Origin of the sequence: Flavobacterium inviolabile (genome assembly GCF_013389455.1) — a bacterium.
GTDB classification, from domain to species: domain Bacteria; phylum Bacteroidota; class Bacteroidia; order Flavobacteriales; family Flavobacteriaceae; genus Flavobacterium; species Flavobacterium inviolabile.
Genome location: NZ_CP058278.1, coordinates 2399898 through 2420840 on the forward strand (window position 1 = coordinate 2399898; position 20943 = coordinate 2420840).

A 20943-nucleotide genomic window follows, 5' to 3' on the forward strand; every position below is an offset into this window, starting at 1 on the left:
TTTCATGGCAACAATGTTTTTATCAACATCGGCTATAACAATGGCTTGCGGCATATTGTAGTTTTACGGTTCCAATGAATAACCTCTTTCCTGAAGTTCTTCAACTTCTGCGTCGGTCATTGTGGCTCCTTTCTCTTTCAGTTGGGCAAAGAAGTCTTTATTGTTGTAATAGGCCATTCCCAGTATGCTTCTTTTGTTCAGACCTATAAAATCGTCACTCTCAACAACAAGGTTCAGGTCTGATCCGGCATCAATGAGCTTTTGGATAATAGTGGGGGATACCCCGTGTTTGTTTATTGTATACGCAAGTGCGCTCCATCCCAGGCTGTCTGTTTTATTAGCATCCGCACCACCATTAAGCAGCGATTCAACGATTCGTGCATAGATAGCTGTAGCGTTATGGCAGGCTTCCGCAATTACGGTAAGTGGTGTCTTGCCGTCTTTCGTTTCATTAAGGTCTACCAATCCGTTATTTGCCATAATGTCTACTATCCTGTCATAGCCCTTTTCGGGAAACCATGAATCTTCAAAATTAAGCGCCAGATAAATTGAGGGTGCATTATCCTTAGTAACCGCATTCATCAGTTCCTTTATTTCATTAAAATTCCGGTCGTCTATCGCTGATGTTAACTCATTATGCATTTGCTCACGCGATATAACAGCTGGAGGATTTCCGGTAGTAATTTTTTCTGCTGCCTGGTCGGTTGGTTTATTTTTTTTGAAAAAATTAAATAAGCTCATAATTGTAAATTTTGAATTAGTTTGTTCTTGTATATCCTTTACCCAGTTTTTCGTTTATCAGTTTGTCGCGCTCTTTTTCGGCTTTTTGTACGGAATCCAATTCTTTTATATTTTTCTGTCCGGCAGTTCCTGTTTTTCCGTAGGTAATATTTAATGAGGCACCATCCTGTACAACCTGCCAGAACTTATCGCTTTTAGCATCTTTATAGTGTAGTAATACCGCTTCGCCTTGTGCAACGTTTATTTCAGGCTTATAATATGAGGAAAGGTTCCATGCTGCCGACTCATAGATCATCTTTTCCCGAAGGTGGTGCAGGTATTCCACATCGGCAACTTCAAACTCCAGGGTGTACCGGTTCTTTTCAAGCTTCCTCTTGATAGGTTTTGATAGGATTACTTTGTTGGCAGCATCGATTACTTTCAAGGGTTCATTATCAAAGTGAACATAATACTGCCCATCCGACATTCCGCTGCTTGAAACTTTCCTGCCATATTGCAACGCAAGTTCCTCGTTGTGTTTTTGCCAATAGTCACGGTCATTTCTTTTTTTTCCTTCTTCAGGGGTGATTTCAAGCTTCACACCGTTATTATACTGATGCATTAAATCATATTCCTCCTTTCGCGGATGTTCCGTAACCAGTTTTTTCCATTCCTCTTTAGGAATCGGAAGTTTATTGAAATAAGGTCTTTCAATGTCCCCTGTTTCAAGCAGTATTTGCAAAGCAAAGTCTTTGGAACCGATATTGCTCCCCGCATCGGGGTGGTCTACGCGAACTTCGGCTATTACTTTGGTATCTTTTATGCTCTTTATTGTGATCGTGTATAGTGTTGCCATTTTGTAATTATTTATATTGCTAAGGTATAAAAAGAACCTGTCCTACAGTTTCTTAATGAAAGTTCGGCGGGAGTAAATGTATATTCGATTTTAAAAAATTACATTTCGTCCATACGGCGTAAAAACGCCTCACGCTGTTCGTTTTCCAGTTTTTCGTAGGTATCGGCTTTCGCTTCGTCCTGCGGTACACCCTCACCATAGCGATACATCAGGCCAAGGGTTTCTGTAGCCCGTACATTTCCAAGCTGCGAAGCTTTATCGTACCAGTTTACCGCTTTTTCCATATCCTGTGGCATATTGTTTCCTGTGGCATAAAAAGTACCCATATTGTAGCATGCCCTGTCGCTGCCAGCATTGGCCGCTTTCAGGTTCCAGTCTGTAGCTGTTTCTGAATCTATTTCGGTCCCGATGCCGGTGGCGTAATATACGTACAGTTCAAACATAGCATCGGCGTTGCCCGATGCAGCGGCTTTTTGGTGGTAGTCCAGGGATAATGCATAATCCGAAGGCAGCCAGAATTCGCCATTGTAATACAGCAATCCCAGTTCGTACAGCGCAGGACTATAGCCTTTTTCGCCAAGTTTTTTATAAATGTCGACATATATCCCGAGGGTTTCCTCCCCAAAGAAAGGTGCCGATTTCATCGACTCAAAATAGTATTTTGTATCGCTAAATAGTTGTTCGCTGGTGTATTTGTCAAAAGCATCATTGCTGATTACCGCTTTCAGTTCGTCGTGATCAATACGTTCCATGTTTTTTGATTTAGGTACTAATGTTATAAACATACAATTTTTTTCTCCATAGCGCTGCCTGATAATCGCCCGGGAAGGATAAGGCTTTGACTAATGATAGAACAGGAGATAATAAATGTAAAAAGCCCGGCAGGTAACCACCTTACGGGCTTTTTAATTTTCTGTAAAAACGATTACTTTAACGCTTCGAAATTTTTCTGCAGTTTGTTGTATTCTTTTCTGTCCGATGGGGAAGCTACCAGTGCTTCAACCTTCGGAAGCTGTACTTCAGCATCTGCTTTACGCTTGTGGTAAACCAGGAAGTCACCGTAGTTCCAGTTGTTAAGGAAATAGGATTTAATAGCAATGCTTTCTTTGTAATTGGCGTCAGCATTGGTCAGGTCTTTATTCATAAGGTAGCATGAAGCCAGCTGGTCATGCAGGAACGCTTTGTCGGTATCATCCCATTGCTCGTTAAGTGCATTCTTATACACATCGATAGCGTCTTGGTATTTGCCTTTCATAATAAGCTTTCCGGCATTATTGATATAAGGTGTTGTTCTGCTGCTGGTTTCAGGAAATGACGAATTGTCTGAAGAAGCAGAATCAGCCACGCCAATCTCTCCGTTAAAAACAGAATTCTTCAGGTAGTTAACCAGTTTTTGGTCAGAGTCGGTTTCATCAAAGAAATTCTGTAGCGGCTTGTAGTTCCCTTCGTTAAGCGGCACACTAACAAGAGTTGAATTGCTAAGCTTGTCATAAAGCGGATCGATAAGCTTATTGCCAGAAATATTCATTTCGGCAAATATTTTTCTCAACAAATCCAGTACCGCGATAAGGTGGGCTTTTTGCTCGGCATTTACCTGATCGTTAAAGGGAATTACAAATGCTTCTCCCAAAGTCCTTAAGGCAGCATTGATTTCGCCCGCATCAAGTTTTTCCTTTGCTTCAATCAGTTTTTCCGGTGCTTTCTTCATGTTCTTTTTTGCAGAAAATAGCGAATAAATAATGAAGAGTGCGACGGCACCTCCTCCGATGTAAAAATAATTCATAATTTTTGGATTTAAGTCAGATGGTTAATTAGATGGTTCTTAAACGTCATCAGGTTAAAACGATGAACCTCACAAAAATAGAATTATTATTTATATAACCAAATGCTTACAAAAAAAATCATAAAAATTTCACATTAAGGAAAGGTTTAAAGAAACAGGCAGGAAAAAAGCCTTCACCGGGTTCTTTGGGTGTACTTTCGGGATAAGCGGTGCCAAAGGAAAATACCCGACCAGCAGAAAACGCACGTTAGTCTTGTATATCAGCTAGTTTACGTTTTGTAAAACAAATTTTACCTGACAAAGAGATTAAAGAGTCTTTGCCATATCAAAATAACGATCTAAAAAATAAACCGAAAAAGGCGGTATTAAACTAAACCGGATTGAATCGATTATTTCATACCAATACCTGGATACAACGAAACCAAAAACGGATATATCCGCTGGATTGGTTTCTGGATTTGCTGCGGTTATAGTTAGAACCGATTTGCTCACAGCGGGGTACCAAAAAAAGCTTCTCTTTTTCTTCTTCTTTTTTCTTTTGTCGTCTTATACTTGTGTGCACATAAAACCAGAAAAGCTGTGTATAAATCAAATATTAATGGAGTATCCAATAGAGAGGAAAAAAATAAAAATGAGGTTTGTATAGGTTAATATGAAAAGTCATTATATTATTCCAGTGGGATCAGACTAACAGACCCTCTAAACGTATAAAACCCTGCAATCGCAAGATTAGCAGGGTTTTTGTTTTAGGGAATTACCAAAATTCGTGCGTCTGATTTTTTAATTTCAATTCAGGATTTTTGTTAAATCAACGAACTCAAAGTTTTTATCAACCTCAAAGAAATTTCTAAATATGGCAGCGTGTCCACTACCAACCAAAATAAAAATACTTTTTGTATCAGGCTTTATTTGATTTTGAATATTGGAATACATAATTAAATTTCGTTTATACCAATCGGTAACAAGATTTGAACCGAAATAATCTTTATCTATCATTATTTTGTTAGCAAATGAAATATAGAAGCCAATATTATTATCCAATTTTGATTTTTCATTTATACATAGAAAAATATTGCTCAAATTATTTTTTTTCAAGCAATCATCAGATAAAGACATTTTTATTTCATTAAATTTCTTTTCTAAGCCAGGATTGGCATTTACTTCTTTTAACAAAATGTCAAATCTCATTTCTATTAAACTATCAATAGGATACAATTCCTGATGTTTTAATTTTTTTGCTAACCGAAATCCTAATTGAAAAGTTTCGCCTTCAGTATAAAATCTTTTCAATCGTTCTTTTTTTATGGTATCTGTAAACTTATTAAATTGATTTTTTAGGTACAATTGGTAATTTGAATTCAGTTCTTTCTTCTTATTGAAATTGCTTTCTACAAATATTTGATCAGGTTTATAAACGGATCCATTAATTTTGTTAACTATTTCATCTAAATCTTTTTGATTTTCTTTAGATAAGATATTTCTGTCCTCTGATTTAATCATATCATTTCCAGGATTATTAAAATGATAAGTTCCTAATAAAATAACCTTTACTTTTTCTTGAGCCGAAGTAAATGAAATTTGAAAAAGGAATAGAAAGAAGGCCAGGGTAATTTTACTAAAGTTCTGTTTTTTCATACGTTTAATTTGAGTTCACTAATAATTTGCAAAACTATGTAATCGTTTGTTATTTTATTAAAAAATAACTTACTTTTTCAAAAGTAAACAGTTAAATAGAAATAACGATTTTACCAACCATGTCCCTTTTTTCTATCCTTTTATATGCTTCTCTTACCTCATCTATTCACAAGCTAAAGTTTACGATGATTGTGGTAACAGTCAAATAATAAATATTGATAAGGTAAAAGCTAAATTATGGCGAATTTACCATAATTAAAAAAGTCATATCGGCTAAATGTTGGCTGGATTTTTTATAAAAAAACGCAACCCCTATATTATATAAGGATTGCGCTTTTTTGATGTGGACTTGATGGGATTACAATCGAACACCTAATTCCTATATTAATGTTCATAGATAAGCTTGAAAAAAAGCCTTGAATTCCTTTAAATAAAGGCTTTTGTAATTTTGATCTTTTATAAAAGTCTTAGTTATCTTTTTCGGTTTTTACTTTTTTTTCAAAATACTTACTTTTTTTTGTTTAAAAATGCACAAATGATCGGATCAAGGTGTTCGACAGTTGAACACAAGGTAGAAAGTAATAATTTTCAAATGTTACCTATTAAATACAATTGTTACAATATATTATTTAAGCAAGGGTCACCTAATAGGTTAGAAACTTTTCTAAACTCTGTTAAGTGTTTTTAATTTGCGAAGTTGATTTCCGAGCTCTTACACAACTAGTGTATCTCCTTAAATGTTAATTTTTTTTGTACTTATCTGTAAAACAGGTGTTTATACTGTTTTTTTGTTTTTATTAAAAACGTTACTTTATTGCTTTCAAGCAAGTTAACTTAATAAGAACATATGCAGGCTTTTGATTAGCCTTACATTTTATTGCTTAATACAAATCTTTTTTATTTCAAACGAATTAAATTAAAAAGATTTTCTCATAAGTTGTGTAAAAAAACTAATTAATAACATTAGATTAATTTAAACAGACTCTCATGAAAATTTCCCTCTCCATCTCGCTTCTTGTGCTATCGGGCCAATTTGCCTTTGGTCAAACCGTGGCTTTCAACAAAAGCGCATATTCAACAGGCGAAAACATTAAGGCCTTAGTAACTGGTGACCTTTTAGGGATAGAAAGCGACATCAAAAAAAGCTCATATTCTGCAAGTGCCGGTAATCTTGATCTTGGTAGCAGCCAAACCCCGGGCTTTAGCCGGGTGGACTTTAAGTTTAAGAACAACATTACAAAAAGTTATCTTTTAGGTATCCTGCCACCAGCAACTCCTGCAACAGAATCTTATGTGCTAGAAGTTACAAATCCCGCGGCATCGATCCAAGGAAATACAATCACAAAAATGTTTGACTACTTCCACATCGAGAAAAACAACCTTTTAGATGTAAGCCAGCGATCTGTCAAAAAATTTGGGACCGAAAACGCAGTAGGACTAATCCTTAACGCTAGCTTCTGTATCACAACTGTATCAGGACAGCCAGCAGTCTTTGTAATATGCAGATCGCTTTCAGTATCAAACCTTAAAAAACTTGGACTTGAAATGATGAAAGGATATCTTGTTGACATGAAAGACAAGCAATATCTCTCAGAAAAAGAGTATAATATCTTAATTGCTGCATTTGCACTGGGCCAGATCGGCGCCATCGTTAACAACAACTGTAGTCTCTTATTCAAATCACTAAAGGCACTTTCAGAAAGCCCCGATCTTAAGATTGCCATCGGATATTTCGAGCAGCTGTGCAAGACAACAGTGGTAATTTTGGAAAAGGTCAAAATCCCATAATCACATTCTGGCGTTCCTAACATCGCAAAATAAATGATTGTTTTTTCAAAAAACTTAAAGGACAATGATAAAGAACTTAAAACTTATGATCGCATTTTTAATGCTATCATCTCAGCTCATGGCACAGATTGCCAAAACCGGAAGACTGGAAAACGGATTGATTTTTTATTCTCCAATGGACGACAGTAGCTCGCCCACAGTAACGCTAAAAAGAATAGTCTTTTCACAGGATGAAAAAAAGCCACCGATATTCTCAAGCGGAAATCTAAACTACCCCAGTGACAAGGGACTGATAGTCGGAAGTGAAGCGCAATCATTTATCAACCTGCTTGATTTTGCAGAAGAGCAGGAGAAACGGAATCTCGTGTTCTGGTTCAAGATTGATGAGACCAAACCAGACTCGACCAAAATAAATGAAAAATTCAGAAATCTAGAATGTTATTTCTCATTAGATAAATCTCTCGCCATCCATACAGCAGAAACCAATGGAAAGCTGTCCTTGATAATGGAAAAACGAATTGACTCTGCCAAGGTAGAAAGAACAAACTTGGCAGCTTTAGAAACCGGTAGATGGTATATGCTCTCCTTGCCATTGAGCTATGTCGATAAAAACTACCAGATCAAGATGTTTTCATTCAAAGATGCAAACTTTTCAGAAGATGCACTTAAGAATGTAAATGCTTTTTCCACTTTGCTTAAAGCCCTGCCAAGCATCCCACAGCTTTTTTTAAACTTGAGCGCTGCCAAAGGCTCTTCTATCTCCATCAACGACCTAAGATTCTATGATCGCATCCTAGAAGAAATTGACTATCGACGCTTGGCCAGTTATACTACGGACAATTACTTAGAGATAGCCAAATACGAACTGGCTTATACGTATAAAAAACTAGCGGATGAATACTTTATCGCTAATAACCTGGAGCAGGCTAAAATCAATTATGGAAAAGCCTGGGAAATGTTCGACGGGAAGCCATTGAAAACAATCATTCTGGAAAATCTTCAAGAAATCAATCCAATATATGAAACCTATTATAAACTCTTAGAGAAGGATATTCAGTATAGGCAGTCGCTTATCCAACAAGGATACTCTTTCTGGGGGCAGGATTTTTCAAGCAAACCTTTATTCCCTGTCAATGAACTTAGGGACTTCAAAAAGACATTTGAAAATTTTCAGAAGACGTACAGCAGTATAGAAACATCTCTAGATAAGATATACGGACTGAATGAGCAGCAAATGAAGGAAAATATCTCAAAACTTACCAAGACCTATGAGGCAGATATCGCCACGACACAAGCACTTGAGAAAAATTATAAAATAGATTTTTATCAGGATCAGGAAAAATCCATAACCGGCAGGATGTCAGCAATCAGCTTCCGGAACAAACAGATAGAAAATGAGGTAAAGAGCAAAAATAAGGAACTTGATGCCAATGAGTCTAAAATAACCAGTGCAGTAACCTCAATGATTACTCAATCTGTAACTGGGGTTCCCATTGATCCCAGTAATAGTGTTGGCAACAACCTAAAAGTACTAGGGACTACATTAATCAGCGCTAATCCCGAGCTGAGGAATTCTCTTTTGGGGAGCCAAAACGACCTTGTAAATCTGACAAACGTGTCCATAGACTATTACAATAAGTCCAAACAGGCAATTAAGGCTGTACAAGATGCGGTAAAAGGAGACCTTTCTACTGACAACTTGCTCTCTATTGGTAATACAATGGCTGATCTGGAAATCATTCCACAAAGCGACTGGAAAAATTTGCAGGATAAATATCAGAAGGTGAAAGGCAATATAGCGCAGGTCAAAAACCTTGAAAACGATGCCAAGAAACTAATCCAACTTGCAAATTTTGAAAAAAAACCAAATTTGAACAACATCTCGCAGTTCATGGAATGGGCTTCAAACACAGACTATTTTCCCGAAGGAAGAAGGTATAGCGGATTGTATACACAGGTCAGCGAGAATCTGAGAAGAAAAAAATACGAATCATTTTTTGATCTTGGCGGAAGCCTTCTGCTCAAATCTGAGGCCGCATCTGAATTCAAAGCTAACATCAGTAACATGAAAACGAAATACGATAAGATGAAGCCTATTGTCTCGATTATAGAGCAAATAGAAAAAGATTCCTTAAAGGTCATTACCTCATCTCTGGCAGACGTACTGCTAAATAAGGATTTCTGGCCAGAGATCAAAGACTTTAAGATCCAGCGGTTTTTAATGACAGCAATCAGTAACTGCCTTGCCGTTTCAGAGGATATGGAAATCAGGAGAAAGCTAATGGATGCACTCCTGAAAAAGACGCCGGATATCTGCCTCAATTTCATTCCACCAAAAGCCAAGGAAGATATCAAACTGCTCCACGATATCCGTGATGATACTGCTCTTATAGCAGAGCTCAAGCAGGCATCTATCACAGTAGATGCCGAGCAAAAATTTATGAGTATCAGGTCTGGAGCAGTAGAGATCTTCAGTATCAGAAGAGATTCGATTCTGGTAGGTGATAAAACTTTTGTTTTTGTTTTTAACGGTCTAGAGACACGAAGCTTTGATCATTTAACGGTCCTAAATAACCTCTTGAGCGAGAAATCGTTAAGAGAGGGTATTTTTAAAAGCTTGGGCACAGCAGAATGGTACAACTTTCTTGGTCCCAAGAATATTTCCAATCCGGAGCTCATTTATGATCGTGTCCTTAAAAATCTCGAAGGTAGAAAGGCAAAGCCAACGATAATCGCAATAAAAGAAGATGGATTCCAGGCTTACCTCGGCGCCAATGTATTCCAGTCTTACCAAGAAGATAAAACAATCCACAAAGATATACCTCCGCTTGATCCTGTAGAGTTCTACAGTGCAGAAAATACTAGTGATGCCAGCGGGGCAGCTGCAAGGGCGGCGGCGGCGAGCGCTATCGATATGGCTTTCCCGGGATACGGAACAGTAGCAAACAAAGCATTAGAGATTGCCGGTAACATTCTAGATAGCTATGACTTGATCGATCAGCTCAAAGAACTCTATAATGAACAGAAGGTGCTCAACCAAGAACTCCTCGAGCAACTGGAGAAACTAAAAGCCAACAGCTTCAACCAAAAACTTGCCTACTTTGAAAAAGATATAGCAGAGCTAAACCTTCAACTGGCAAAAAGACAAAAAGAAGAATTTTCCAAAATGCAATTCGAGATGATTGCCGACAAACAAATTGAAAAACGTAATAAACTGGCCTATCAGCTTCCAATATTTTATTATTACGCGGAACGCCTTCGATACTATTATAACAGGCTGTTCCGGGCAAGCACATTTTGGTACGGAGAAAAAAACACACTGGCAGATATCATAGAAGCAGATCAATCGAACATCCGTCTGGCACTTGACCAATCCATCAACCTATACAAATGGATCAGACAACCAGATATTTCCAGCATGAGACAGGACGTGGATAAGATTGAGAGTTACTGGGATACCCAGTACACCTTAATAACCGATCCAGAGACTGAGGAAAAGATAAAATATGGTAGCCTAGAAATCCTCTCCCATAGTTTTACATTAGACAAAAACAGCTCTCCACTGACTGCAAATTGGAATAAGTTCCTTTTATGGCGGCAACGAGTAAAAGACAAAAACGAATCAAAGGATTTTGAGTTTGATTTAGACATGGAAAGTTATATGCAGGAAAATGTTAAAGATTACGATAAAACAGATATGGATCCGAAAGTTATAGATGTTGCCATCGCAGGTATAAATAACAAAAGTGGGCTTGTAAATTCTCCCGTACCAAATTTTGAGGTATTCCATCCTGGAATAACCGTAAAAAAAGACGGAAGTATAGTTGTTTTAGAAGAGCGAAAAAGCAATAGTACCGCCATAAAGCTCGAACTGAAAACTGATCAGACAATAATCATATCTGAAGTTACCAAAAGTCTACACGAACGATGGGAACCAACCAATTATAGACCGAAGACATTTGAAGGCTATGACCTTAACAGCAAGTGGAAAATAAAGGTAAAACCAAACCCAGCCGCAGTAGATATTGAAAACATCATTCTACAAATATCCTACCAGTATCGCGACCGTGATCCTAGGGACAAGACAAATCCCCTTTCTTCCTACCGCGTACAGATCGAACATAACAATGGTCTAAAACAGGATTTTCGCATGGATCTTAGCCAAGAGAAATATGTCTCGATGATGGAGAGCCTGAAAAGGGCTATTGATACAAAAAAAATAACCAAAGGAAAAATTGAACTGATATTTAACCTTAACCATACTAAAGATGTACTCATCAATTAGGCTACTTATACTAGCCATCACCCTACCAACAATCTCATTCTGCCAGACACAGGAGGGTATCGTAAATTATATGGCATCCAGTCCAGCTCCCGTATTGCTTACGGGTTCTTTTAAACCTGGTATAACTCTTGGCGATGTGGTAACAATCAAATTGTCAGGAACAGTAAACCTAAGGCCTTATGAAGTAGAAAAGAAAAAAGGTGGTTTCCTGGGAATCGGCAGTAAAAGATATAAAGAACGGCACGACAATGAACAGAGTGCCGATAAATTTACAACAGTAGTTTCGCTTCCGGGAACGAGGCTGACAAGTAGCAATGGACTGCAGCGAACATTTATTTTCGACGACAGCCAATTAAACCCTGGAACTGAAGAACTACTTGAAATAAAAAAAGAGTTTGCAATAGCCGCATTCATTAATGAGGCAGGAAAAAACCCTTATCTAGGCTGGTCTCAGCTGAAACTGACTGTAGACATTGAGACCAAAGGACGGATAGATTATCTTATCAAACTTCTAAGGAAGGAAAAACCCCAATCTTTCGCCACTATCTTGCCTCATCTAGAACTGGGAAACGTACTTCGCCAACATCCCAATGAACTGGCTACCGCATTGGTAAACTTTTACAAGAATGACCAGCCAGAAATCCTCTCTAAAATTAGTCAGGACCTTTATGAATACTTATTAATCAAGTCACCCAATAACACAGCAATCCGCTCATCACTAGCACTAACTTATGTAGAAAGTGGGCAGTTCCGTATAGCGATCACAGAGGCCAAAAAAGTAATCGCTCAACTTCAAGACAAACCAGAAGAACAGCTTGATAAATCTGACATGGCGGCACTAGCTACCTCCTATCAGGTACTTGCCCAGGTAGCGACCGAAGAACAACTCAGTGCCCAAAGCGGTGCCCAACTATTAGCAGCACGTTATTACGGTATTTCAGCAGGATACCTTCAGAAAATATCAGATAAAAATGGCTACATTATCATCAGGCTAAAGCAGGTTAAATGTCTTCAGGCAGTAAGCTCCCAAGAAGCTTTGCAAGAAGCGGCAGAAATACTGGAAAGTTATTTGGGTTCGTAATCTATGACAAACCAGAACGTAAATAGGATAGATAATGACCGAAAATCTCTTGCTGGGATTGCCCTGTCGAATGGGTAGTCCCAATAAAGCTTGACGTTTTAAAGAAACTCTAGTCAGTTTTAGAGTCTGGAAGAAACTCGTCCTCAAAAAAACAACGCGATAAGATTAGGACTAGTAGGATACTAAACATAGTTAATTTGATATTATCTGTTTTAAAAGGTTATTAAAATTTCAGGAGCATCTCACACCTTGACTGTATTGAAATATAGCATTTTTTAAAAAGTTTTATGGCTCTCTAAGCGGGGCACCATTAAAGTAAGATTATAATTTTTATAACAGTAAATGACACATGCCAATGTTTACATTCTATTCTTTAACAAAAAAGGCACATTTAATTTTTCAATTTTATACATGACTAAAGGATCTGCCCATAATGTTAAAGTACTTCCTTAATTTTTGCGGCAAATTTGAAAGAAACCGTAGTTTAACTTTATTAAATTTTTTGATCTACTTCGAAGCCGATAGTTTTTGCATATGCATTTAAGTCGATCGCTGCAACCGTTCCAATTGATTGCTGTAAGTACCTTGTAAGCTGAAGGAAAAATGTAACTAATGAATTTTCTTTGTCACTAAATGTAATACTCTCAAATTTTCTGGTCAAATAGTAATCATTGATTCTTTTATCAAAATCTTTACTGCTTGTATCTTCGGAGCCAGTATAATTAACATAGAAACTGCCATAATCAACGGCGCAGCCCATTTCAATTGTTTGCAATTTTTCTAAATTTTTCAGATGATTTTCAATCGTATTGTTATTCGCATGAGTAAACGAATTTGTGCTTGTCAGTATTCCACCAACAATTTTTGTTAATGGACGAGCGGGCACTTCAACTCCGGCATTAATAATTTTGACAGATGTTCTTTTTAAACTTCTGACACTCTCAATTTTTTTACCTGCATATTCAAAAAAATTATCATCCCCTACTTTTCCCTGTAAGTCAGGCTTTACTTCAAAAACAGCGTATACTCCTTCTGCGGGAATATAATGAATTCCATTCTGGGTAAAAACAAAAGGAGTGTACTGCTGATCATAAATAACTAAATCTAATTGATGACTTAAACTTCCTGTACTGTCAATTACTATTGCTTTATCAACACAATATCTATTAGGGAGGTATTTTCTAAGCCATTCTATCCAAACATTTTCTAATGAATCTCCTTTTGATCCTGGATGTAAAATAAATTCTCTGTTGGTATTTAATTGGGCAACCATTTGTTTTTGCAACCCACTAAATAAATCTCCTATATTAATTTTATTATTCATATCTATAAATTTTATTTTTAAAGTGAACATAGAAACCAAGTTCTATTTTATTATTAGCGTAACCTATAATCAGCAATGCAGGGTTTTTGATTGATACTTCAGGATCAGCCGCAATTGACTTAACAGCTTTTATATCTACAGCACTGGGAATTGCTAAATTATTTGGATGAGTATGCCACTCTCCGACATAATATTTTTTGGGATCTTCAGTGTAGAACTGCTTTAATTTACTCTCAACGCCTATTGCATCTCTCTCAAACATATAGGGAGTGCCTTTGTATTTATTTGGTAAAATTGTATCTGTTATTCTAAGATGATTTTGACTTTCTGAATAATAACCAATTAAAAAACCTCCAATTTCATTTGGATAATGTTTTTTTCCAATATCTACTAAATTGCTTATTAAATCGTCATCAATATCCAGCATTAAACCTAATTCTTTAATTCTATACATCAAAATTCTTCCAATTTTATTGAAAACGCGTCATTTTCATTAGTTTGTAAAACAAAATTCCTCAGCTCCTTTCCCTGTCCCATCTTTACATTAATATTTTTTAAAGCATACTGCACTAAAACCGCAATATCGTTATAAGAAGCTTTAAATGTTGGACTCCAGCATCCCGTTGGATTATAAACATCCTCAATGTCATTATGCAGAACATTTTCATATTGATTCATTACCCATGAATAGTGGTTGGGTTCAGTACCGCATACTAATTCCTGTGCATTATTTGTAATTGACAACGTTATCAATTGGCGAAGGATCAGCTGGCTTAATATATGCATTAAGTCATTATCAGTAGAACAATCGAAAATTAAATCATATTCATCCAGTGCTTTCTCCAGACCCTTTAAATGATGTGGGCGGTTAAAAACCTTAGTACGCACATGAAAAAATTGATTATCCATAATCTGTACTTCTACAAATGGAGAAATTGAAGTGAGAATTTCGTTCAGCTCGTTCACTTTATTTGTTATCCCATTGGAGAAAGCATACTCCGAACGGCATACATTTTCAGGCTCTTTAACGTCATGATCAATTAGGTGAATATTTTTGCATCCTCCCCTTATCAGCGTTGTTGCGACCATACTGCCGATTGCTCCGGTTCCAATTATCAATATTTTGGCATTTGCTATCTCATCAGTGAATTTCCCTCTTCCAAAAAAATATTCGTAGGAGCTATTCCTCGTCATCATCCAATCAATTTTCTGATCTATAAAAAAACCTCCCCACATCTGATTTATTTTTTCATACCCGATTGGGAATCTGCCAAATTCAAGCATTGCTGCCTGCCAATGTATTTCAGTCCCAGAAATTTTATATCCAATAATTAATGGAATTGGCGCACCAATTGCCTTTTGATTATTTCGCTCCAATCCGTGAAGAAATGTAAAAAATCCTGCAGGAACTTTATCTTGCAGATCCTTCCAGTTATTTATGATAAAACGGGTTTGAACCACGGGAGGCTTTTCCATAAATACGTATACACCAAATTGGGTATTAGCTGAAGGTAAATTAGCATAAGTTGAACTCCACTTTGAAGATGCTATTATTTTGCTGTACTTGTCCTTAAAATTCAGGATGATATGGTTATTAATTTTTGTATCGTAAAATAATCCTGAATGAATTTGAGCAAAATCAAAAAAACCAAAATCACCATCTTGGAATTTATGCTCTGTATCAGTAAAGATAAATGAGTGATGCTCATCTTTATATTTTACAGGCTGCATAATTATATGCTCATAATGCTCATCATGCTCTTTATTCACAAAATACCGCTGAATCCATCTCTTCAGTGAGGAAAAGTCTATTTCGAGTTTCTTTTTTACATCAAAACTATGTGCGGTGTGGATGCAGATTGAACCATCCCCCATAACATGACCATATTCTATTAATTCTTTATTATAAAAAGTAATAGCTTCTGCGTTTAATCTTTTCAGAGGATATTCAGGAAGAACTTTTACAGCAAAGCTCAAAGCATCTCCAATTTCATTGTAAATAACTTTGACCTTTCCAATAGCATTTAAATCCTGGTCAACAACAAAAGGCTCTTCAATAAGAACCTGATCGAGACTGCTAATAATGCTCTGAACTTTCTTCAACTTATCTTCCATAATTATCCAAAACGTTCAGTTTTAGGAGGAGTAGAATAAAACCCGTTTCCTTTGTTTTCATATTTGTTATCACTTTCTTCTTCCTCAATAAATTTTGGGTTTTCTGGGAAGTAAGTTTTGATATTTTCATCGTTATCTTCAATTCTTTCAAGCATATTCTTCATATCATTAGAGAGAGTGTGTCTCTCAGAAACAGTCAGAGTATCAATTAAATCATTAGAGCTGTTTCCAGGATCCTTCAATGAAAAACTTTCGCCGGTAACTTCGTCACGGATATATTCTAATACTGTTTCTAATTTACTCCACAAATTCCCAGATACATCCTTATTATCAAAAGCTTTAATAGTAATCAATTCTAAAAAGAAAGATTTCGTAGGATAATTGTATTTGGTATTTTTCCAAACTTTTAGCAGACGAATAATTTTCCTAATGGAATCTTTTTCTTTAGTTGCTCTATCTTTAATGTTTTTGATTTGAGCCTCCACATTGGTTTTAATTCTCTCACTTCCCTGATCAAAATTTCCATATTTGTAATAAACGTACAGATTAAGATTTTCATCATCTTTGTATTTATCCTGGCTTAGTTCACGTCCAGGCACAACATCAATCTTTACAACATCACCGTCTTCATCTGCAAAAAACTCAATACCAATGGAAACTTTTTGTTTTCTGACACTTGCTTCATCCTTATATTTATCATATAAAAAATCAAAGACGTCTTCGTACATCTCCTTTAATGTGCCATTTGAACCAAATGCATTTCTCTTGAAAGGACAAACCATATCAAAATCAAACTTGATATTCACTGCCGTATTTTTTGCATAGGAACCCGAATTAAAAGGTGAATAAATACTCTCTTCGTATTTCTTTTCCAAAGCTTCCTTAACTTCTTTATTTTTTTCTTTATGCTTTTTTAAAAGCTGTTCTTCTTTGGTAATTTGATGTGTTTTAATTACCGAATCTAAATGTAAACTCTTATCCATAATATTTTTATTTTATTGCTTTCATTGATATTAAATTATCCAAATTATCTTTTGGTGTAGCATTTGCTTCACTTCTTAAATATTCTTTTCCTATTCCTTTTATATATGTTACTCTTGATCTAATAGACCAACCTGGATAATTCCAAACTACAGTTCTAATAATGTATCCCTTTTTCAATAATTCAATTGTATTGGCTTCAGTATTTTTTTCACCCATATTCCATGAATCACCATCATTTACTGGATGTAACATTACGTGCGTAATATTATCTTTTGAATCTTTCCAAACACCAGATATTACATAATTTGCTGATTTACTCATAATATATATTTTAGTTAAAACGTTCTTATACATTGTAATGCTACATAAATTTCATAAATTGCCACTGATATGGAAATTTTTAAAAAATTTTAAGCATTACAGTATAAATGAAGTCAGATAATAGAATTGTTGCATCATTTGATGAGAAATGCAAAGCAATTCAGGAGATTTACACTCCTGAATTTTATGCTGATCTTTTCAAGCACGCTATAATAAGACTTAAAACTGTTTTTGGAATCAAGTACAACCATGATAAGGGATTTAGAGGCATTATGGTTGAGGATATGATCAATGATACTATTGAAGCCTTCTTTAAAGATGGTGGCAGAAATTGGTATCCAGAGAAATTCCCTGATTTCCGAATGCAGATAATAAGTGCCTTAGATAGTGTAATTTCAAATACATTAAATGCTGAGCTTGACAAGGCGAACGAAACATTTGAAATTTTAGAGAATGATATTGAAATGTCTTTTGACGATTCCGACTATCAATCATTACTATCTATATGCCACGATGAATTAACCGCTATGGGTGCAACAGATTACGAAATATTACTGTTCGAACCATACATAATCAATGGCATGAAAAGAAATGATTTGTCTGAACTCTTCGGAATCAGCAACGAAGAACTGACAAATATAAAAAAGCGGCTTGATCGCAAATTACCATATATAAAAGAAAAACTGAAAGTGTTGAATTATGAAAAATAACTTCATCAAAAAGATAGACAAGGCAATTATCTCCCAAATTATTGAAGGTGATTCTAGTACTTATGATGAAATCCTTAAAGAGGAAGGTTTTGACATAAAAGAGATTGAAACTTATGCTCTAAAGAATTTTCGCAAGCACTCATTTCTGTTAAAAGCACATATAAATAAACAGAGAGATACTGATTTATTAGAAAAAGCTTCTGCATTATTGCAAAATGCAATCTCGAAAAATATTGATAAGCCGATTAGTTATTTAAAATCTTTAATTGCAAATAATCAGTTTCAGGTTCAATATAGAAATTTAGACAGCTTGGGAATTGATGAGATTAAAGAAATAATTAAAGACCAGAATTTATTAGAACTTCTGGAGCAATTGGAAAATGATCAAAAATAGACGCGGTTCCAATAGAGCTAAAGCTCTTCTGGAAGAAATTGGTTTCGATGAGATTACTGATATTCCTATGGATATTTTTGCTGCCGGTCTTGGAGCAACTTTAATAGAAGAAAAATTACCAAACTCGGACGGTAAAATCATTAGAGGCAATTCTAAAACATTGATTAAAGTGAACTCGGATATTGAGTTCGAAGAAAGAAAGCGTTTTACAGCTGCGCATGAAATTGGACATTATCTGCTTCATGACAAACTAGATTTGGAAGTTCATAATGAAACATCCAATACCCTGAATTGGTTTAATACTGCTGAGAACCAAGCGAAAAAAGGAATTCAAGAATGGGAAGCCAATGATTTTGCATCAGAACTCTTAATGCCTGAAGCTGTAATAAGAAAAGCAGTATATAGAAAAAAATTCTCACCTGATTTAGTGAAGGAACTATCCGTAAGATTTAAAACCAGTTTAACCTCCATTATTTATAGATTACTATCATTAAATATCTATCCTCTGTTTGTAGTTTTTATTAATAATGGACAAGTTAGATATTGGAGTAAATCAGATGGTTATTGGATAAAAATTAAAGAAATTACGAAATTACCTCCGCCTGAAGATTCAGTTGCCCAGGAATACATTGATGGTAAATATGAGTTTTTGTATTCGGGAAAAGAAAAGGCCCAATCCATCTATAAATCAACATGGTTTGAATTAAGGGACGATGAAGATGATTGTGATTTCTTCGAATACTGCATTCCATACAAACAGCTGAAAACAATAATAAGTGTCGTTTGGGAAGAATAATTGCATTGACTATCTACGTTTTATTGTAAAATTTAAAATATTAAATCCTAAAAATGACTATCTGCGAAAATGAACCAAAAACATGGAAAGATTTACAAAACAAAGCTGCGGAGATTTTAACAGTCTGCGGCTATCTTTGTGAAACAGAAAAAGAGATAATTACAGTAAGGGAAAAAGTTAATGTAGATGTATATGCAGAAATGAACAGCCAGATATCTAGAAGCATAATCATCTGTGAATGTAAATTCTGGAAAAAAAAAGTTCCAAAACATGTTGTACACTCTTTCCGTACAGTAGTAAACGACTACGGAGCCAATTACGGACTTATAATTTCAAAGATGGGTTTTCAGAGCGGGGCATTTGACGCAATTAAAAGCACCAACATTCAATTAGTTAATTGGCCTGAGTTTGAAAATACCTTTAGGGCGGAATGGATCAGAAAAAAATTAATTGCCATTTCTAAGACAACAAAACCTTTATACGATTATGTAAGTGTTGGTTTTATGGTATTTTTTAAAGAACAGCTTTCTAAACTTTCTCAAGATGAACTTGAAAAATATCACTACTTGACGGCAAAATATTTTAATCCAGTTTTTGCCTCAGCAAATATTGATTACAAAAATGAAGAAACAAAAGAATTTGACATTGAAATGTTTGATAATTTTCTACCTCATTATATTAGAGAATTAAATATTAATTGTACTTCATATGAAAGCTATTTTCTTAATTTAGAAAAAATTTGTGCCGAAGGATTGATTGATTTTGACATCTTATTTAAAGAACAATTGCGTCGATAATTATTAAGACTCCTTAAAATCAGCATAGTTGTAAGTTTTTTTTAAAACACATTTTTGGTAGTAAGCAATGGGTTATATAATAGTGGATTACCTTTTAAATTTTCCACAATCATGTCATAAACTCTACAGTTCTTTTCTATCTAATTTTTGACTAGAATTAGTTTCGGAGAAAGAGCCTTTGTAACACCTATATTTTTTTTATTAAAAAAGGGTTTTGTAAATATGTTTAAGTGTTGTTTATTAAGTTGTGTAAATATGTTTAAGTGTTGTTTATTAATAGGTTATATTGTTAAGTATTTGTAATGGATTAAAGATTGTAAAACGGATTATACTGCCTTCCAAAATGAATATTTGTAAGATGCTTTCTCAAAGCCAGTGAATTTGTAAAATTTAAATTAATAATTACTATTGTTTAGGATATCGAATGTTAATTTTGAAAAAGGTCTTTTGTAGAAACTGTTATGGCTGAAATTTGTTCCGTAAAGAACCGCTCTTAACTGGCTATGTTTGGGGGTGAGAACAGGAGACAACTGATTTTGGACTGCTGTGAGATAACTCAGCGGATACATTCTCTGCTTATTGAGTATATCTTTAATAACTTCTTTATGTAATCGATAGCGGTCAAGAAGACCAATAGTTGTAATCGAATCTTTAAATTCTTGTATATATTTACCTTTAATCAAAACCAGGTTTAAGTTCAGTTGGCTTGTGTCTGTAATAAAACCTGCTCCGGTCGGATTGAGTAGAAAGAAATATGAATCGTTGACATTAACGTTAAGGTGAGGATTAAAAAAATTAACATTCTGGCTTGACTTAATAAAGTTGCAGACCTTACAGCAAGGGGTTAGATTAAAAAATGAAATTGAAAGGAAAGGATAATCAGTTTTGGAATAAATATGATCCCAGTCAAATGTTCTTCGTACTGGATTTACACCTGCTTTATATCTAAATGAATATGTGAAGTTTTCATTACAATACGGGCATGAAAAAATGTCAAGATTATCAGCCAGATATTCCGAGCCATATGTGATTTGTTTTTGAGCGTTGTCAAAACCGTGCTTAATAAAATGATTATACAGTCCGATAAGTTTGAAATTTTTTTGAATATCTTCACGTTTTGTAGCAGAAAGACTGTCGAAGTATAATTTGATTTTTTCAAGTTTAAGAGGGGGGGCAGTGAGTAATTCTTCAAAATCCTTTATGAGTGGTCCGAAATATAATTTAATTTTAGCATCTATTTTTGACTTTGAGTAGGCTCTAGCCCTTGTATTGCAGTATTCCAGAATTGATTCACAGTGGGTTTCTGAAAATGATTTATAATTTGAATAGTGTACACTGATCATTTTTCTTAAAA

General features: G+C 35.2%; 18 protein-coding genes. 7 read left to right on the plus strand and 11 right to left on the minus strand.

Annotation, left to right across the window (positions count from 1 at the left end; genetic code table 11):
* Positions 1-63: 63 nt before the first annotated feature.
* The 5 genes from HW120_RS10735 to HW120_RS10755 form a co-directional block, all read right to left on the minus strand.
* Positions 64-741 carry a hypothetical protein gene (locus HW120_RS10735; protein WP_177733984.1) on the minus strand — a complete coding sequence of 226 codons (678 nt, stop codon included), beginning with the start codon at positions 739-741 and terminating at the stop codon, positions 64-66.
* A 16-nt stretch (positions 742-757) separates the two neighbouring features.
* Positions 758-1576, minus strand: coding sequence for a WGR domain-containing protein (locus tag HW120_RS17690; protein ID WP_218618715.1), 819 nt, complete (start codon positions 1574-1576; stop codon positions 758-760).
* A gap of 98 nt (positions 1577-1674) precedes the next feature.
* The gene (locus tag HW120_RS10745; RefSeq protein ID WP_177733986.1) at positions 1675-2328 is read right to left on the minus strand and encodes a tetratricopeptide repeat protein; all 654 of its coding nucleotides are present in this window, start codon (positions 2326-2328) and stop codon (positions 1675-1677) included.
* A 173-nt stretch (positions 2329-2501) separates the two neighbouring features.
* Positions 2502-3359 (minus strand): tetratricopeptide repeat protein, encoded by an 858-nt coding sequence (locus tag HW120_RS10750; RefSeq protein WP_177733988.1) that lies wholly within the window; start codon positions 3357-3359, stop codon positions 2502-2504.
* A gap of 786 nt (positions 3360-4145) precedes the next feature.
* Complete coding sequence (locus HW120_RS10755; RefSeq protein ID WP_177733989.1) at positions 4146-4994, minus strand: DUF5694 domain-containing protein; 849 nt, start codon at positions 4992-4994, stop codon at positions 4146-4148.
* A gap of 987 nt (positions 4995-5981) precedes the next feature.
* On the opposite strand from HW120_RS10755, the gene HW120_RS10760 reads away from it, so the two are divergent.
* The 3 genes from HW120_RS10760 (at position 5982) to HW120_RS10770 (ending at position 12148) form a co-directional block, all read left to right on the plus strand.
* Positions 5982-6782, plus strand: a complete 801-nt coding sequence (locus HW120_RS10760) for a hypothetical protein (protein ID WP_177733991.1) — start codon at positions 5982-5984, stop codon at positions 6780-6782.
* Between the two features lie 64 nt (positions 6783-6846).
* Positions 6847-11067 (plus strand): hypothetical protein, encoded by a 4221-nt coding sequence (locus HW120_RS10765; protein ID WP_177733993.1) that lies wholly within the window; start codon positions 6847-6849, stop codon positions 11065-11067.
* Positions 11068-11137: 70 nt separating this feature from the next.
* Positions 11138-12148: a tetratricopeptide repeat protein gene (locus tag HW120_RS10770; protein WP_177733995.1), complete on the plus strand. Its 1011-nt coding sequence runs from the start codon at positions 11138-11140 to the stop codon at positions 12146-12148.
* A gap of 493 nt (positions 12149-12641) precedes the next feature.
* Here the strand turns inward: HW120_RS10770 and HW120_RS10775 are convergent, their stop codons facing one another.
* The 5 genes from HW120_RS10775 to HW120_RS10795 are packed head-to-tail and all read right to left on the minus strand — an operon-like array spanning position 12642 to position 16892.
* Positions 12642-13472: a DUF6602 domain-containing protein gene (locus HW120_RS10775; protein WP_177733997.1), complete on the minus strand. Its 831-nt coding sequence runs from the start codon at positions 13470-13472 to the stop codon at positions 12642-12644.
* Positions 13465-13926: a Mov34/MPN/PAD-1 family protein gene (locus HW120_RS10780; protein WP_177733999.1), complete on the minus strand. Its 462-nt coding sequence runs from the start codon at positions 13924-13926 to the stop codon at positions 13465-13467. Before HW120_RS10780 ends, HW120_RS10775 begins: the two co-directional genes overlap by 8 nt.
* The gene (locus tag HW120_RS10785; protein WP_177734001.1) at positions 13926-15587 is read right to left on the minus strand and encodes a ThiF family adenylyltransferase; all 1662 of its coding nucleotides are present in this window, start codon (positions 15585-15587) and stop codon (positions 13926-13928) included. Before HW120_RS10785 ends, HW120_RS10780 begins: the two co-directional genes overlap by 1 nt.
* 2 nt (positions 15588-15589) lie before the next feature.
* A complete protein-coding gene (locus tag HW120_RS10790) occupies positions 15590-16570 on the minus strand; it encodes a nucleotidyltransferase family protein (protein ID WP_177734003.1) in 981 nt (326 codons plus the stop codon).
* A 7-nt stretch (positions 16571-16577) separates the two neighbouring features.
* Complete coding sequence (locus HW120_RS10795; RefSeq protein ID WP_177734005.1) at positions 16578-16892, minus strand: DUF3892 domain-containing protein; 315 nt, start codon at positions 16890-16892, stop codon at positions 16578-16580.
* 107 nt (positions 16893-16999) lie between these two features.
* Between HW120_RS10795 and HW120_RS10800 the strand changes: the two genes are divergently transcribed.
* From HW120_RS10800 to HW120_RS10815, 4 genes are read left to right on the plus strand one after another with little or no spacing between them, the layout of a single operon-like run.
* On the plus strand, positions 17000-17602 hold the full coding sequence (locus HW120_RS10800; RefSeq protein ID WP_177734007.1) for a hypothetical protein: 603 nt from the start codon (positions 17000-17002) through the stop codon (positions 17600-17602).
* Positions 17592-17996 carry a hypothetical protein gene (locus HW120_RS10805; RefSeq protein WP_177734009.1) on the plus strand — a complete coding sequence of 135 codons (405 nt, stop codon included), beginning with the start codon at positions 17592-17594 and terminating at the stop codon, positions 17994-17996. The genes HW120_RS10800 and HW120_RS10805 overlap by 11 nt, the downstream gene beginning before the upstream one ends.
* Positions 17983-18792 carry an ImmA/IrrE family metallo-endopeptidase gene (locus tag HW120_RS10810; RefSeq protein WP_177734011.1) on the plus strand — a complete coding sequence of 270 codons (810 nt, stop codon included), beginning with the start codon at positions 17983-17985 and terminating at the stop codon, positions 18790-18792. The genes HW120_RS10805 and HW120_RS10810 overlap by 14 nt, the downstream gene beginning before the upstream one ends.
* A gap of 53 nt (positions 18793-18845) precedes the next feature.
* Complete coding sequence (locus HW120_RS10815) at positions 18846-19589, plus strand: restriction endonuclease (protein ID WP_177734013.1); 744 nt, start codon at positions 18846-18848, stop codon at positions 19587-19589.
* A gap of 395 nt (positions 19590-19984) precedes the next feature.
* Here HW120_RS10815 and HW120_RS10820 read toward each other — a convergent pair whose 3' ends face one another.
* Positions 19985-20932 carry a hypothetical protein gene (locus HW120_RS10820; protein WP_177734015.1) on the minus strand — a complete coding sequence of 316 codons (948 nt, stop codon included), beginning with the start codon at positions 20930-20932 and terminating at the stop codon, positions 19985-19987.
* Between the last annotated feature and the right edge of the window lie 11 nt (positions 20933-20943).

What these genes read in the sequence shown, in the direction of transcription:
- HW120_RS10735 (WP_177733984.1), bottom strand. Translation starts at nt 741, where the DNA reads ATGAGCTTATTTAATTTTTTCAAAAAAAATAAACCAACCGACCAGGCA.
- HW120_RS17690 (WP_218618715.1), bottom strand. Translation starts at nt 1,576, where the DNA reads ATGGCAACACTATACACGATCACAATAAAGAGCATAAAAGATACCAAA.
- HW120_RS10745 (WP_177733986.1), bottom strand. Translation starts at nt 2,328, where the DNA reads ATGGAACGTATTGATCACGACGAACTGAAAGCGGTAATCAGCAATGAT.
- HW120_RS10750 (WP_177733988.1), bottom strand. Translation starts at nt 3,359, where the DNA reads ATGAATTATTTTTACATCGGAGGAGGTGCCGTCGCACTCTTCATTATT.
- HW120_RS10755 (WP_177733989.1), bottom strand. Translation starts at nt 4,994, where the DNA reads ATGAAAAAACAGAACTTTAGTAAAATTACCCTGGCCTTCTTTCTATTC.
- HW120_RS10760 (WP_177733991.1), top strand. Translation starts at nt 5,982, where the DNA reads ATGAAAATTTCCCTCTCCATCTCGCTTCTTGTGCTATCGGGCCAATTT.
- HW120_RS10765 (WP_177733993.1), top strand. Translation starts at nt 6,847, where the DNA reads ATGATAAAGAACTTAAAACTTATGATCGCATTTTTAATGCTATCATCT.
- HW120_RS10770 (WP_177733995.1), top strand. Translation starts at nt 11,138, where the DNA reads ATGGCATCCAGTCCAGCTCCCGTATTGCTTACGGGTTCTTTTAAACCT.
- HW120_RS10775 (WP_177733997.1), bottom strand. Translation starts at nt 13,472, where the DNA reads ATGAATAATAAAATTAATATAGGAGATTTATTTAGTGGGTTGCAAAAA.
- HW120_RS10780 (WP_177733999.1), bottom strand. Translation starts at nt 13,926, where the DNA reads ATGTATAGAATTAAAGAATTAGGTTTAATGCTGGATATTGATGACGAT.
- HW120_RS10785 (WP_177734001.1), bottom strand. Translation starts at nt 15,587, where the DNA reads ATGGAAGATAAGTTGAAGAAAGTTCAGAGCATTATTAGCAGTCTCGAT.
- HW120_RS10790 (WP_177734003.1), bottom strand. Translation starts at nt 16,570, where the DNA reads ATGGATAAGAGTTTACATTTAGATTCGGTAATTAAAACACATCAAATT.
- HW120_RS10795 (WP_177734005.1), bottom strand. Translation starts at nt 16,892, where the DNA reads ATGAGTAAATCAGCAAATTATGTAATATCTGGTGTTTGGAAAGATTCA.
- HW120_RS10800 (WP_177734007.1), top strand. Translation starts at nt 17,000, where the DNA reads ATGAAGTCAGATAATAGAATTGTTGCATCATTTGATGAGAAATGCAAA.
- HW120_RS10805 (WP_177734009.1), top strand. Translation starts at nt 17,592, where the DNA reads ATGAAAAATAACTTCATCAAAAAGATAGACAAGGCAATTATCTCCCAA.
- HW120_RS10810 (WP_177734011.1), top strand. Translation starts at nt 17,983, where the DNA reads ATGATCAAAAATAGACGCGGTTCCAATAGAGCTAAAGCTCTTCTGGAA.
- HW120_RS10815 (WP_177734013.1), top strand. Translation starts at nt 18,846, where the DNA reads ATGACTATCTGCGAAAATGAACCAAAAACATGGAAAGATTTACAAAAC.
- HW120_RS10820 (WP_177734015.1), bottom strand. Translation starts at nt 20,932, where the DNA reads ATGATCAGTGTACACTATTCAAATTATAAATCATTTTCAGAAACCCAC.